9 protein-coding genes are annotated in these 12919 nt (G+C 63.1%); 3 read left to right on the forward strand and 6 right to left on the reverse strand.

Annotated elements, in window-relative coordinates; translation table 11 throughout:
• Window positions 1–180: 180 nt before the first annotated feature.
• The 3 genes from rpiB to BUE15_RS02620 form a co-directional block, all read right to left on the reverse strand.
• Window positions 181–612 (reverse strand): ribose 5-phosphate isomerase B, encoded by a 432-nt coding sequence (gene rpiB, locus BUE15_RS02610; protein ID WP_073281107.1) that lies wholly within the window; start codon window positions 610–612, stop codon window positions 181–183.
• A 119-nt stretch (window positions 613–731) separates the two neighbouring features.
• Complete coding sequence (gene tatC / locus BUE15_RS02615) at window positions 732–1589, reverse strand: twin-arginine translocase subunit TatC (RefSeq protein WP_317614835.1); 858 nt, start codon at window positions 1587–1589, stop codon at window positions 732–734.
• A gap of 145 nt (window positions 1590–1734) precedes the next feature.
• Window positions 1735–3027, reverse strand: coding sequence for a serine hydroxymethyltransferase (locus tag BUE15_RS02620; protein ID WP_073281109.1), 1293 nt, complete (start codon window positions 3025–3027; stop codon window positions 1735–1737).
• A gap of 419 nt (window positions 3028–3446) precedes the next feature.
• Here BUE15_RS02620 and BUE15_RS02625 point away from each other — a divergent pair, with 419 nt between their 5' ends.
• The gene (locus tag BUE15_RS02625) at window positions 3447–5399 is read left to right on the forward strand and encodes a vWA domain-containing protein (protein WP_084548766.1); all 1953 of its coding nucleotides are present in this window, start codon (window positions 3447–3449) and stop codon (window positions 5397–5399) included.
• A gap of 258 nt (window positions 5400–5657) precedes the next feature.
• Here BUE15_RS02625 and BUE15_RS02630 read toward each other — a convergent pair whose 3' ends face one another.
• Window positions 5658–6431 carry a porin family protein gene (locus BUE15_RS02630; protein ID WP_073281110.1) on the reverse strand — a complete coding sequence of 258 codons (774 nt, stop codon included), beginning with the start codon at window positions 6429–6431 and terminating at the stop codon, window positions 5658–5660.
• A 584-nt stretch (window positions 6432–7015) separates the two neighbouring features.
• On the opposite strand from BUE15_RS02630, the gene BUE15_RS02635 reads away from it, so the two are divergent.
• The gene (locus tag BUE15_RS02635; RefSeq protein ID WP_073281111.1) at window positions 7016–8638 is read left to right on the forward strand and encodes a vWA domain-containing protein; all 1623 of its coding nucleotides are present in this window, start codon (window positions 7016–7018) and stop codon (window positions 8636–8638) included.
• A gap of 129 nt (window positions 8639–8767) precedes the next feature.
• Here BUE15_RS02635 and BUE15_RS02640 read toward each other — a convergent pair whose 3' ends face one another.
• Together BUE15_RS02640 and BUE15_RS02645 are read right to left on the reverse strand one after the other, a co-directional pair.
• Window positions 8768–10495 carry a T9SS type A sorting domain-containing protein gene (locus BUE15_RS02640; protein ID WP_073281112.1) on the reverse strand — a complete coding sequence of 576 codons (1728 nt, stop codon included), beginning with the start codon at window positions 10493–10495 and terminating at the stop codon, window positions 8768–8770.
• A gap of 91 nt (window positions 10496–10586) precedes the next feature.
• Window positions 10587–11420 carry a tetratricopeptide repeat protein gene (locus BUE15_RS02645; RefSeq protein ID WP_139252093.1) on the reverse strand — a complete coding sequence of 278 codons (834 nt, stop codon included), beginning with the start codon at window positions 11418–11420 and terminating at the stop codon, window positions 10587–10589.
• Between the two features lie 116 nt (window positions 11421–11536).
• On the opposite strand from BUE15_RS02645, the gene BUE15_RS02650 reads away from it, so the two are divergent.
• Complete coding sequence (locus tag BUE15_RS02650; RefSeq protein WP_073281114.1) at window positions 11537–12913, forward strand: lysophospholipid acyltransferase family protein; 1377 nt, start codon at window positions 11537–11539, stop codon at window positions 12911–12913.
• Window positions 12914–12919 lie beyond the last annotated feature (6 nt).

A 12919-nucleotide genomic window follows, 5' to 3' on the forward strand; every position in this document is an offset into this window, starting at 1 on the left:
GGGGTAGAAAGCAGACCGTCATTCCGAGCGCAGCCGAGGAATCTCGCGTGCTGACGTTGTGATAGTAATTACCACACTAGCAAGATTCCTCGACTCCGGCTGCGCCTTCGCTCGGAATGACGTTCTTTTTACCTGTTACCTGTTACCTGTTATCTGTCACTTGTCACCTCATCACCCAACTTAGCAATCAATTTTGTTGACGCGGTTTTGGTGGCGGCCGCCTGCGAAGGCGGTGTTGAGGAACTGGCTGACGATGGCACGGGCGTTTTCCGGGCTGACGAAGCGGGCCGGCACGCAGACGATGTTGGCGTCGTTGTGCTGGCGGGCCAGCTCGGCCAGCTCCGGCTCCCAGGCAATAGCCGCCCGGATGCCGCGGTGCTTGTTGGCCGTGATGCAGACGCCGTTGGCGGAGCCGCAGACCAGAATGCCGCGCTCCAGCTCACCGGCCGTAATGGCCGAGGCCAGCGGGTGCACAAAGTCAGGGTAATCGACGGAATCGGCGGAGTAGGTGCCGAAGTCGCGGGTTTCGTAGCCGTTGTCGCGGAGCCACTCCAGCAGCATTTGCTTGTATTCGAAGCCGGCGTGGTCGGAGCCGAGGGCAATAGGTTTCATAGCAGTAAGTGAATGATTGAATGAGCGAATGCCTGAATGGGTGAATGAGTGAATAGGGGATTCCGGAGCGTCCATCACTCATTCACCCAGTCACTCATTCACTCAGTCAGGCATTGCCACTACGCGACGCCGTTGTTCTCGGCCAGCCGGTCGTTGAGCTGCCTGGTGCGGTTGCGGCCTACTACGCGGGCAATGTTGATACTCAGCTCGTAGAGCAGCACGATGGGAATCGTGACGATGATCTGGGCGGAAATATCGGGGGGCGTGATGACGGCCGCAATGACGAGGATGACCACAATGGCGTGCTTGCGGTAGAGGCGCATGATTTCCGGCGTAATCAGGCCGGCTTTGGCCAGGAAGAACACTATCATCGGCAGCTCGAACACGAAAGCGCACGACAAACTCATGGTGGTGAGGGTGCTGATGTAGCTCTGCAGGTCAATCTGGTTTTCGATGGTGGCATCAAGCTGGTACGAGGCCAGAAAGTTGATGCTCAGCGGGGCGGCAATGTAGTAGCCAAACAGCAGCCCGACGATGAACAGCACCGACACGAAGAACACCGCCCCGCGCGAATTGGCCTGCTCGTGCGGATACAGGCCCGGCTTCACGAAGCGCCAGATTTCCCAGAACGTGTAGGGGAAGGCCAGCGCCAGCCCTACCACAAACGAGGAGCTGATGTGCATGGTCAGCTGCCCGCTCATCTGGCGGTTCTGCAGATCGAAGGTGGGCTCCCCGATGCAGAGGCTTTCGGCGTGAATCCACTGGCCGAAGCGGCAAAATGCTTTATAGGTCCAGAAGTCGCCGCGCGAAGGGCCCAGAATCAGGTCGTGAAACAGGAAGTCCTTGGCCAGGAAGGCCGCCAGCGTGAACACCACAATGGCAATGGCGGAGCGGATAATATGCCAGCGCAACGCCTCCAGATGGTCGATGAAGGACATTTCCTGGGGCTCGCCCGGCATAGATTGTTCGGTATTCAAAGTAATGCGTGAATGAGGGGATGAGGGAATGAGTGAAGCGGTAAGCGAGAAAGGGGATGCAAGACGAACGAAAACCAGCCCCGGCAGGATGTAGCCAACGGCATCTTATTCACTCATCCGCTCCTTCACTCATCCACTCATTTCGTTAAGCGAAAAGCGGAAACTGCTGCATCCACTCGTTTACCTGGCCGCGCACGCGCAGCAGGTGGGCCTCGTCGTCGTGGTGCATGAGTACGTCGTCGATGAGGTCGACGATGCGGGCCATGTCGGTTTCCCGGAGGCCGCGGGTAGTGACGGCGGCCGAGCCGATGCGCATGCCGCTGGTCACGAAGGGCGACTTATCGTCGAAGGGCACCATGTTTTTGTTGATGGTGATGTCGGCCTTGACGAGGGTGTTTTCGGCGAGCTTGCCGGTGAGGCCCTTCGAGCGCAGGTCAATCAGCATGAGGTGGTTGTCGGTGCCGCCCGAGATGATCTGGTAGCCGCGCGCCACGAAGCCGCTGGCCAGGGCCTGGGCGTTCTTAATCACCTGCTGCGTGTACTGGGTGTAAGCGTCCGAGAGGCACTCGCCGAAGGCCACGGCCTTGGCCCCGATAACGTGCTCCAGGGGGCCGCCCTGCGTGCCGGGGAATACGGCCGAGTCCAGCAGGGCCGACATCATGCGTAGCTCGCCTTTCGGGGTTTTCAGGCCGAAGGGGTTTTCGAAGTCTTTGCCCAGCATAATGAGGCCGCCGCGCGGGCCGCGCAGGGTTTTGTGCGTGGTCGTCGTGACGATGTGGCAATGCTCGAACGGGTTGTTGAGCAGGCCTTTGGCGATGAGGCCGCTGGGGTGCGAAATATCGGCCAGCAGCAGGGCGCCTACCTCGTCGGCGGCTTCGCGCAGAGCCTGGTAGTCCCAGTCGCGGGAGTAGGCCGAGGCGCCGCAGATGATGAGTTTGGGCTGCTCGCGGCGGGCAGTTTCCTTTACTTTCTGCCAGTCGATGAGGCCGGTTTCGGGCTCTACGCCATAGAAAGAGGGCTTGTAGAGCTTGCCGGAGAAGTTGACGGGGGAGCCGTGGGTGAGGTGGCCGCCGTGCGAGAGGTCGAAGCCGAGGATTTTGTCGCCGGGGTTGAGGATGGCCAGCATGACGGCGGCGTTGGCCTGGGCACCGGAGTGCGGCTGCACGTTCACCCACTCCACGCCGAAGAGCTGCTTGGCGCGGTCGATGGCGAGCTGCTCGATCTGGTCCACGATTTCGCAGCCGCCGTAGTAGCGCTTGCCGGGCAGGCCCTCGGCGTACTTGTTGGTGAGGATGGAACCCTGGGCGCGCATCACCTGCTCCGAAACGTAGTTTTCGGAGGCAATGAGCTCAATGCCGTGGGTTTGGCGCTCTTTCTCGCGCTGAATCAGGTCGAAAATGGCGGTGTCTTGCATGAGGGCGGGGGCTTGCGTTTCCATAGCTTCAAAGGTACGCCGCTGGCCGGAACTGCCAAGTACGGCGCAAACGGGGGCTGACGGGTGGTTTTTACTGTCTGACTGACGGTTTATGCTTGCTGACTGACGGTTTATGGTGTCTGACCGACGGTTTATGCTTGCTGACTGACGGTTTATGGTGTCTGACCGATGGTTTATGCTATCTGACCGATGGTTTATCACGTCTGACTGATGGTTTATCACGTCTGACTGATGGTTTATGGTTGCTGACTGGTGGTTTGTGGGGGCGGATGGGGAGCGGCGACCGGTCGGACGCCTTTGGCGTCGGACCGGGGGCATCGAACCGGGGGCGGGTAGCGGATGGATATTTTTTTCGGGGGCGTGTGGAATTGGTGGAGGGGTGGCATCAAGGGAGTATCAACCTCACCTAAGCGGCCTGCCTTATGAACAACTATCTTCTTTCGTTGCTGGCGCTGGCCGGCAGCCTCGCCTGCACTACCGCCGCCCAGGCGCAGCGCAACACCACAGAGCCCGTGCGGCCGACGGCCCCGGCTGATACGATGAGTGCGTACGGGCGCGTGACGGACGCCCGCACCGGCCAGGGCCTGCCCGGCGTGACGGTGCTGGTGAAAGGCACGACGACCGGCGTCTCCACGAGCCACGACGGCACCTACTCGCTGGCACTGCCCGGCCGGCACCGGACGCTGGTGTTCAGCTCTATCGGGTATGTGCAGGTGGAAAAAATGGTGCCTGCCACGCGGCAGGTAGACGTGGCGCTGGTGGCTGACCAGAAGCAACTGAGCGAAGTAGTAGTGACAGGGGGCGCGCTGCAGGGCAAAGTGGCCGGGGTAAAGATTGAGCAAAGAGGCCAGATGAAGGACCGCGCGGCCAAGCCGAGCGTGGTGTTGAGGGGAACGAGCAGCCTGAGCCAGCCCTACTATCCAGCGCCGCCTCCACAGCCGGGCGTGGGCGAGTCGTATGCCAGCATCCAGGAAAACGGGTTTCATTCAGCCCAAAAAGACCCGCTGAGCACGTTCAGCATTGACGTGGACGCGGCCAGCTACAGCAACGTGCGGCGCTTTCTGCAGCAGGGCCAGCTGCCCCCGCGCGACGCGGTGCGTGTGGAGGAGATGATCAACTATTTTCAGTACGACTTTCCGCAGCCCACCGGCGCCGAGCCGTTTTCGGTGACGACGGAGCTGGCCGGCTGCCCCTGGAACCCGGCCCACCAGCTGGTGCAGGTGGCGCTGCAGGGCCGGCAGGTAGCTACCGATAAGCTGCCGCCCGCCAACCTCGTGTTTCTGGTGGATGTGTCGGGCTCGATGTACGGGGCCGACCGGCTGGGGCTGGTGCAGGCGGGGTTGCGGCTGCTGGTGAAGGAGCTGCGGCCGCAGGACCGGGTGGCGCTGGTGGTGTATGCCGGGGCGGCCGGGCTGGTGCTGCCGCCCACGCCGGGCAATAAGCGGGGCGAGATTCTGCGGGCCATCGATAACCTGCAGGCCGGGGGCTCGACGGCGGGCGGCGCGGGCCTGCGCCTGGCCTACCAGGTGGCGCGCGACAATTTTCAGAAGGACGGCAACAACCGGGTGGTGCTGGCCACGGACGGTGACTTCAACGTGGGCGAAAAATCCGACGACGCCATGGAGCGGCTGGTGGTGCAGGAGCGGGAATCGGGGGTGTTTCTGACGGTGCTGGGCGTGGGCCAGGGCAACTACCAGGACAAGAAAATGGAGCTGCTGGCCGACAAGGGCAACGGCAACTACGCCTACCTCGACAACCTGGACGAAGCCCGGCGGGTGCTGGTGCGGCAGTTCGGGGGCACGCTCTTTACGCTGGCCAAGGACGTGAAGCTGCAGGTGGAGTTCAACCCGGCGCGGGTGCGCGAGTACCGCCTCATCGGGTACGAAAACCGCGCCCTGGCCGCCGAAGACTTCAACAATGACCGCAAAGACGCCGGCGAGCTGGGCGCGGGCCACACCGTGACGGCCCTGTATGAGGTGGTGCCGGTGGGGGCCCCGCCCGTGGTTGACAAGCTGAAATACCAGGCCGCCGCCACGGAGCAGCCGGCCCCGGCTTCAGCGGATTTGCTGACCGTGAAAATGCGCTATAAGGAGCCGCAGGGCAGCAAAAGCCAGCTGCTGGAGCGCACGTTGCGCGGGCCGGCGGTGCCGGTGGAACGGGCTTCGGAAAACCTGCGTTTTGCAGCGGCGGTGGCCCAGTTCGGGATGCTGCTGCGCGAGTCGGAGCACCGGGGAGAGGCCACGTTTGGGGCCACCGCCAAGCTGGCCGAAACGGCGCGCGGCAAGGATGCGGAGGGGTATCGGGCGGAGTTTGTGCGGCTGGTGAAGGCGGCGGAAGGGCTGCGGCCCGGCGCCGAAAGCTACGGGGCGCGCTAAGCCGCAAACTACAGGAATTGGGTCAGGTCGGGAGCTTCACTCACCCACCCGGCGCAGGCACCGGCCGGTTGCAGCGGGTCGGGGCCGGTATGTGTCGTCGGGCCCGGCCTGGCCTTTGGGTACGTAAGAGGGTGTATTGGGGTGTTGTATGCTATAGTTTTCCGGGGAGGTTGTGGAAGATGGAGCCGGAAAACGCAAACGGCCCCGCTGGTTAGCAGCGGGGCCTTTTTTATGAGCAGTCAGCCTGCCCGGAAGCGCTTAGAACGAGTAGTTCACCGAGGCTTTGATGACGCGGTTGTAGGCGTCGAAGCGGTTGTTTTTGTCGAGCGACGAGAAGCCGTAGTCGTAGCCGGCGCTCAGGCCGAAGCCGCTGGTCGACTGGTAGCCCAGGCCGCCGGTCACGCTGAAATCGACGGGGCGGAACTGGTCTTTGATGTCGAAATCCTGCTTGTAGGCCGAGAAGCCGAGCAAACCAGCCTCTACGCGGGCCTTGCCGCTCACCAGGAACGAGGCCTGCGGGCCGGCAAACAGGTAGAAGCCGGGCACGATATCCACCTTGGCCAGCACCGGTACATCGATGTACGACATGCGCGAAGTGGCCGTAACGCGGGCATTCAGGAAGTCGAACTGCTCGAAGGGGAGCGTACCGGTGAGCTTGGTGCCTTTTTCGGAGTAGAGCACGCCGGGCTCCACTGAGAAGCCGGGGGCAATGGGCAGCGTGGCGTAGAGGCCGGCGTGGAAGCCGGTTTTCATGCTTTTGGTGACGGCGCCATCGGTGTAGCCGGCCAGATCCATCACGCTTTGCACCGCATCCCCAGACCAGTCGGCGACGTTTACACCGGCCCGGATACCGATTTGGGGGCCGTTGGTGCTCGTGGAGGACGATTTATAGGACGTAACGGGGCGGGCCTGGGCTTTGCCGGTGTAGGCCGGTACGCGGTGGGTCTGCACCTGGGCCTGGGCGGCGCTGCCGAAAACTGAAAGCAATAGCGTAGCCGCGGCCACACGGCCGAAAAGTTTTTTGGTATTCATGACGAGGGTGTGTTGGAGGTTGGGAGCGGGCGGGCCGGGGTGCGCGGTTCCGGCGGCGGGCTTGTGACAGGGGTAATTACAAAACCGTGCCAGTTTTTTAGAAAAGGGGGTGACAGGTGACAAGTGACAAGTGACAGGTAAATGGGGATGAGGTGAAAAGCAGAACGTCATTCCGAGCGTAGCCGAGGAATCTCGCTAGTGTGGCAAACCACCTTGCGCACGTCAACACCCAGGATTCCTCGCCTGCGCAGCGCAGCGCCCGGAATGACGGTCCCCCCCTGCCCCCCATCACCAGTTACCTGTCACCTCTTACCTGTCACCTCATCACTTTCCACGACTCCAATGGGTTACATCGGAAGGGGCTGAGGCATAAAGAGGCACAGGCGGCGCCGCTTGTCTTTGCTCTTCATCCGAGGCCGACCCCTGAGCGGGCGGCCGCGCTGCTTCTGCTGGCCCTGTTGTTTCCGTCGCGAAGGAAACCGGCCGGCCGGGCTGCCCCACGCCAGGTCGCGAGCTGCGGCGGGGCGGCTGGTTCAGCGCAAGTGTTCGGGTGAGGCTTTTTCATCCTTTACGTCTTCTTTCTGATGAAACTGAACCGCTTGCTGCCCCTGTGCGGGCTGCTGGCTGGCGCCTGGCTATTGCCCGCCTGCCACCAATATTCCACCGAAAACATGGCCGTGACGGAGCAGGTAGAAGCTGCCGCAGAGCCGGCCGCCGCGCCCGATGCCGCGGCCAACGCCGCCGATACCATAGGGCCGGAAAGCCGCGAGAACTACACTGTTATCCACGAAAACCCGTTTCTGGATGCCCGCCGCAACCCGCTCAGCACCTTCGCCATTGACGTAGATAAGGCTTTCTACGCCAACGTGCGCCGCTTCCTGACCCAGGACCGGCAGCTGCCCCCGCCCGACGCCGTGCGGCTGGAAGAGCTGGTGAACTACTTCCCCTACTCCTATCCGCAGCCCACTACCGGCCCGGCCTCATTGAACGCGGAAGTAGCCGCCTGCCCCTGGAACCCCGCGCATCAGCTGGTGCTGGTAGGGGTGCAGGGCAAGCAGGTTTCAACGGAGAATCTGCCGCCTGCCAACCTGGTGTTTCTGCTGGACGTGTCGGGCTCGATGGAAGACCCGGACAAGCTGCCGCTGCTGAAAGAATCGTTGCGGGAGCTGGTGCAGCAGGCGTTGCGGCCGCAGGACTACGTGTCGATAGTGGTGTATGCCGGGGCGGCCGGGCTGGTGCTGCCCCCCACGCCGGGCACCAATTCGGAGGCTATTCTGGAGGCGCTGGACGAGCTGCAGGCCGGGGGCTCGACGGCGGGCGGGCAGGGGCTGCGGCTGGCCTACCAGGTGGCGCGCCGGCACTTCCGGGCCGGCGGCAACAACCGCATCATTCTGGCCACGGATGGCGACTTCAACGTGGGCGAGCAGTCGGATGCCGACATGGAGCGGTTGGTGACGCAGGAGCGGGAATCGGGCGTGTTTTTGTCGGTGCTGGGCTTTGGCCGCGGCAACCTGCAGGACAGCCGCATGGAGCTGCTGGCCGACAAAGGAAACGGCAACTACGCATATATCGACAACATCGGGGAGGCCCGGCGGGTGCTGGTGAGTCAGTTCGGGGGCACCTTGTTTACGCTGGCCAAAGACGTGAAAGTGCAGGTGGAGTTCAACCCGGCGCTAGTGCGCGAGTACCGGCTGCTGGGCTACGAAAACCGCCTGCTGGCCGCCGAAGACTTCAACGATGACCGCAAAGATGCTGGTGAGCTGGGCGCGGGCCAGCAGGTAACGGCCCTCTACGAGGTGGTGCCCGCCGGGGCCCCGGCCTCTTCCGCCGCTACCGTTGACGCGCTGAAGTACCAGACCACGGCCACCGCCCCGGCGGCTACGGCCAGCCACGAGCTACTGACCGTGAAGCTGCGCTACCAGGAGCCGCAGGGCAGCCCCAGCCGCCTGCTCACGCTGCCCGTGCGCGGCTTCCGTTTCAACGAGCCCATAGCGCAGGCCTCCGACAATCTGCGCCTGGCGGCTTCGGTGGCGCAGTTTGGGCTGTTGCTGCGCCACTCCCGGCACGGTGGAACAGCCACCTGGGAAAGCACGGCCGCTTTGGCGCGCAGCGTGGCCGGGCCGGATGCAGATGGGGCCCGCGCAGAATTCCGGGAGCTGGTGCAGCAGGCGGCCATGCTGAGCAGCGCAGTAGCGGCCGGCCGGTGATACGACTGTGGCACGTTCAGTAGCTTCACCGGCCGTCGTGGCTCTGTGTTCGAGTATAGGCCAGCCAAGCTGAATGCAGAATCCCGGCGGCCAGTGGATCAGCCGCCGTATCAACTATGTGAGGTGAAGCTACCGCTCTACTGCCAGGGAACGGGTAGCAGTAGCTGGCCCTGCCACAATGCGCAGCACGTACAGGCCCGCCGGCAGACCAGCTACGCTCAGTTCGTGGCGCATATCTGGCGCCAACAGCGCCACTTGCTCAGTGCGCACAACCCGGCCCAAACCATCCAGCAGAACGAGTGTAGCGCGCGCCAGGCCGGGCCAAGCAGGCAGCATGACGGAAACAGTGGTGCGAGCCGGATTGGGGAAAACAGCAATAGCACCGCTGCTCAGTGCCGGGGTGCCGGAGGATAGTACTACATCGGTGAGAGAGGCCAGAAAAAAACCGGTGGAAGTGCCCGGCCGGGTGAGGGAAAGGAGCCCGAAGCTGATGGCTGGACTATCAAAACTGCCGGCTACATACAAACGTGCACCCTGCAGAACTACTGCAGTGCCAGCGTCGCGGGAGGGGCCACCGGCTTGCTGTGCCCAGTCAAATGGGGCGGCACTGCCCGCATCGGTGAGCTTGGCCAGAAACACATCGGCCTGGCCGGTTGTAGACAAGGTGGTGCTGCTGAAGAGGGCAGCAGGGCTGTCGAAGTAGCCGGTTACATACACGTTGGGGCCGTGTACGGCCAGCGCATTGCCTACCTCCGCGCCACTGCCTCCGGCCTGCTGGCCCCAGGCAAAAGAGCCGGCGTTGCCCGCATCAGTCAGCCGGGCCACGAATAGGTCCAGGCTGCCGGCATTTGTGAGGCTACTGTTGCCTATGGCGAGAGTCGGACTACCAAACTGGCCCGTCAGATACACATTCGTGCCCTCAACCGCCACGGCATTTACCGCCTCGAAGCCTGTGCCACCAGCATACTGAGCCCAGGTAAAACCGGCAGTGCTGCCGCCGTCGGTGAGCTTTGCTACAAACAAGTCGGAGTTGCCGGCATTGGGTAGCAGCGTACTGCCAAAGCGGGTAGTGGTGCCGGAGTACTGGCCAGCTATATAGACGCTGGTTCCACTGGCTGCCACGGCTTTTACCAGGTCGGCGCCGGTGCTGCCGCCGGCCTGCTGGGCCCAGGTAAAGCTGGCAGTAGCACCCGCATCAGTAAGCTTGGTGACGAAGATGTTGGAGCCGGAACTGCTGGCGTTGCTCAGGCTGATGGAGCCCAATGTGGTGGTGGCGCCCCGGAAAGTACCGGCAGCATATACGCCGGAGCCTGAAACTGCTAATCCCGCCAGCTCCTCGCTGCCTTGCCCACCGGCCCGGTACGCCCAGCCAAAACTGCTGCTGGTTCCGGCGTCAGTCAGCTTGGCAACAAACAGGTCGGAGTTGCCAAAGGTGTCGGCGTTGTTCAGGAAGGTGGTACCGATGCTGGCGTTGCGGCCGGTGAAAATGCCCCCTATATAGATGGCAGTACCACTGACGACCACGGACTGCACGTACTCGCCGCCGGCGGTGCCACTTATCTGCTGGGCCCACACAAAACGGCCGGCACTATTGCTCCATTTGGCCACGAACCCATCATTGGCAGTACCGGTACTGGTGAGCGTGGTGGTGCCGAACGTGGCGGTATTGGCGAAATCACCCACTACAAGTACCTCGTCGTTAGCGTTGGCCGCCGCTGCTCTCACCGAAATGCTGGTGCCGGCCGTGCCCACGGCCGTTTGCCAGGCCGGTGCCTGCGCCTGTGCAGCTGGCATAGCCACAACCTGTAGAACCAGCCCCAGCACTAGGCGGCAGGTAAGCGAAAAAGCGTGTTTCATGGCCGTGAGGGAAAAAGTGTTGTAATGCTAGAAAATTATATATAAAGATACTTGCGGGGGCGCTTTTCTGCTACAGGCACGGCTAGTGCTGTCAGGGCTTGTTGGTGGGCTCCGGCTTTGGGGTGGAAGAGGGGATGCCCAGGCGCCGCTCCAGCTCGGAGGCCACAAAGTTGGCGTCGTATTTCAGCTCCGGCGTGTCGGCGAGGCGGGCGGCGGTGCGGGCTTCTTCGAGGGCTGGCCGGAGCTTTTTCAGCTCGGTATAGCTGTAGGCGAGGTGGAAATGAGCCGGCGCATAGTCGGGGCGGAGCTTGATGGAGCGCTGAAACAGCGGCAGGCTTTCCGTAAACCGGGTCTGGCTCATGCGGGCGTAGCCCAGCTTGTAGTAGGAGCTGTAGTCGCCCTGCCCGTGCTGGTGCGCGATGGTGTAGTGGCGGGCCATGAGGGCGTAGAGTGTCGCTGGCGACTTATCGGCTTCGGCGCACTGGCACTGCTCCACCTGAAAGTAGTAGTCGGCCAGGGCGCGGTTGAGCTTATAGTTGCCCGGTTGCTGCTTCAGCAGATTCTTGAGCACCAGCTCCACCGCAAACGGGTAGCGGATGGCGGCCCGCGTGTACTTCGCCCGCAGCGAGTCGAGCCGTTCCAGCGGTTTCAGATCCACAAAGCCGAAGCCTTCCAGCTCCCGGCTGCGCAGGTGGTAGTTGAGGGCCAGCTCGGTTTGCTTGAGGGCCACGGCCGGGCGGCGATGTTTGGGGTCGAAGCCGTTGAGCAGCTTCCACGCCGACTCATACTGGCGGTCCTGCATCAGCTCGGTGGCTTTGCGCAGTACTTCGGCCTCGGTAGCGGTGGCCGCGGCGGTTTTGGAGGTCTGGGCCTGGCCTGGAACCGCGGCCAGCAGCAATAAAAAAAGCAAGTAACGGTGCAGCATATCGGGAGTATACGCCTGAGCGGGGCGGGGCAGTTGGCCGATACGCGACAATAAATGTTGCAAGCGCGGCCTGTTCGCGGTTGGCCGTCTACTAAGTTCCTCCGTACTTGCTGCCTATGCTCTTCTATACCGTCATGAAGCCGCTCGTGCAGGTGGCGCTGCGCGTGTTCTTCCGCCGCCTCGAAATCCGCCACCGTGACCGGCTCCAGACGCCGGGGCCGCTGCTGATGGTGAGCAACCACCCCAACACGCTCATGGACCCGCTCGTGGTAGCGGCTAACCGCCGCCAGCCCATTGCGTTTCTGGCCAAAAGCACATTTTTCAAGAACCCGGTATCGAGGGCAGTGCTGACCTCCGGCAATTCCATTCCCATCTACCGCCGTCAGGACGTGGAAACCGGCGCCGAAGCCGTGACGCCCGAGCAGCTGGCCGCCCAGAACGAGGCCACGTTCGGCAAGTGCTACGATTACCTGGGCCGCGGCGGTACGGTGATGATTTTTCCGGAAGGCACCAGCGTGAGCGAGCGGCGCCTGCGGCCTCTGAAAACCGGGGCGGCGCGCATTGCGCTGGGCGCCGAAGCCCGGCACGATTTCAAGCTGGGGCTGCGGATACTGCCGGTGGGTATCAACTACTTCGACCCGCAGCGGTTCCGTTCCGACGTGCTGGTAAACGTGGCTCCGCCCATTCGGGTGGCCGACTATGCCGAGGCGTATTACCAGGACCCCGCCGCCGCCGCCGACCAGCTCACCGAAGACATCCGGCGGCATCTGGAGCAGCGTCTGGTTATCACGCGCGACGCGGCCGAGGACGAGCTGGTGCAGCAGCTGGAGCGCACCTTTACCGGCCACCTCATCGAAGACGACCCGCGCACGCTCTACGACAATTTCCAGCTGAGCCGCACCCTGCTGCAGGCCGTGGCTTACTTCGAGAAAAACGACCCCAACCACCTGGGCGAGGTGCGCGAAAAGCTGGCGGTGTATCTGCAGCAGCTCCGGCAGTTCGGCCTCACCGATGAGGCCCTGGAGCGCACCGGCTCACCCGATACGCGCACGGCCCGCGCCATCCAGGCCGGCCTGAAGCTGACGCTGGGGCTGCCGGCATATCTGTATGGGGCGCTCAACAACTATCTGCCCTACAAGCTGCCGTCGATGGTGGCCAAGCGCGCTACCAAAGAGGTGGAGTTTGTGGCGCCCATCATGCTGGTAGTCGGGATGCTGACGTTCAGCTTCGGCTACGCGGCCCAGATTGCGCTGGTGCACCGCTACCTGACCCACGACTGGCGCTGGACGCTGCTGTATGGGCTCAGCCTGCCGGTGTCGGGGTTTTATGCGCTGTATTACGCCAACAAGCTGGCCGGGCGGCTGCGGCGGCTGCGGGCGTTGCGCCTGTTTCGGCAGCAGCGCCCCGTGGTAGAGGACCTGCTCCGGCAGCGCGCCACTATCCTGCGTCTTCTGAATGAAGCGCGCCAGGCTTACCTGCGGCACGCCCGCTAGGCCGGT

This window comes from Hymenobacter psychrotolerans DSM 18569, from assembly GCF_900142395.1.
Taxonomy (GTDB): Bacteria; Bacteroidota; Bacteroidia; order Cytophagales; family Hymenobacteraceae; genus Hymenobacter; species Hymenobacter psychrotolerans.

Bases quoted from the DNA above. Each gene is read 5' to 3' on its own strand.
- rpiB (WP_073281107.1), bottom strand. From the start codon at position 612: ATGAAACCTATTGCCCTCGGCTCCGACCACGCCGGCTTCGAATACAAG.
- BUE15_RS02650 (WP_073281114.1), top strand. From the start codon at position 11,537: ATGCTCTTCTATACCGTCATGAAGCCGCTCGTGCAGGTGGCGCTGCGC.
- BUE15_RS02640 (WP_073281112.1), bottom strand. From the start codon at position 10,495: ATGAAACACGCTTTTTCGCTTACCTGCCGCCTAGTGCTGGGGCTGGTT.
- BUE15_RS02635 (WP_073281111.1), top strand. From the start codon at position 7,016: ATGAAACTGAACCGCTTGCTGCCCCTGTGCGGGCTGCTGGCTGGCGCC.
- BUE15_RS02645 (WP_139252093.1), bottom strand. From the start codon at position 11,420: ATGCTGCACCGTTACTTGCTTTTTTTATTGCTGCTGGCCGCGGTTCCA.
- BUE15_RS02630 (WP_073281110.1), bottom strand. From the start codon at position 6,431: ATGAATACCAAAAAACTTTTCGGCCGTGTGGCCGCGGCTACGCTATTG.
- BUE15_RS02625 (WP_084548766.1), top strand. From the start codon at position 3,447: ATGAACAACTATCTTCTTTCGTTGCTGGCGCTGGCCGGCAGCCTCGCC.
- BUE15_RS02620 (WP_073281109.1), bottom strand. From the start codon at position 3,027: ATGGAAACGCAAGCCCCCGCCCTCATGCAAGACACCGCCATTTTCGAC.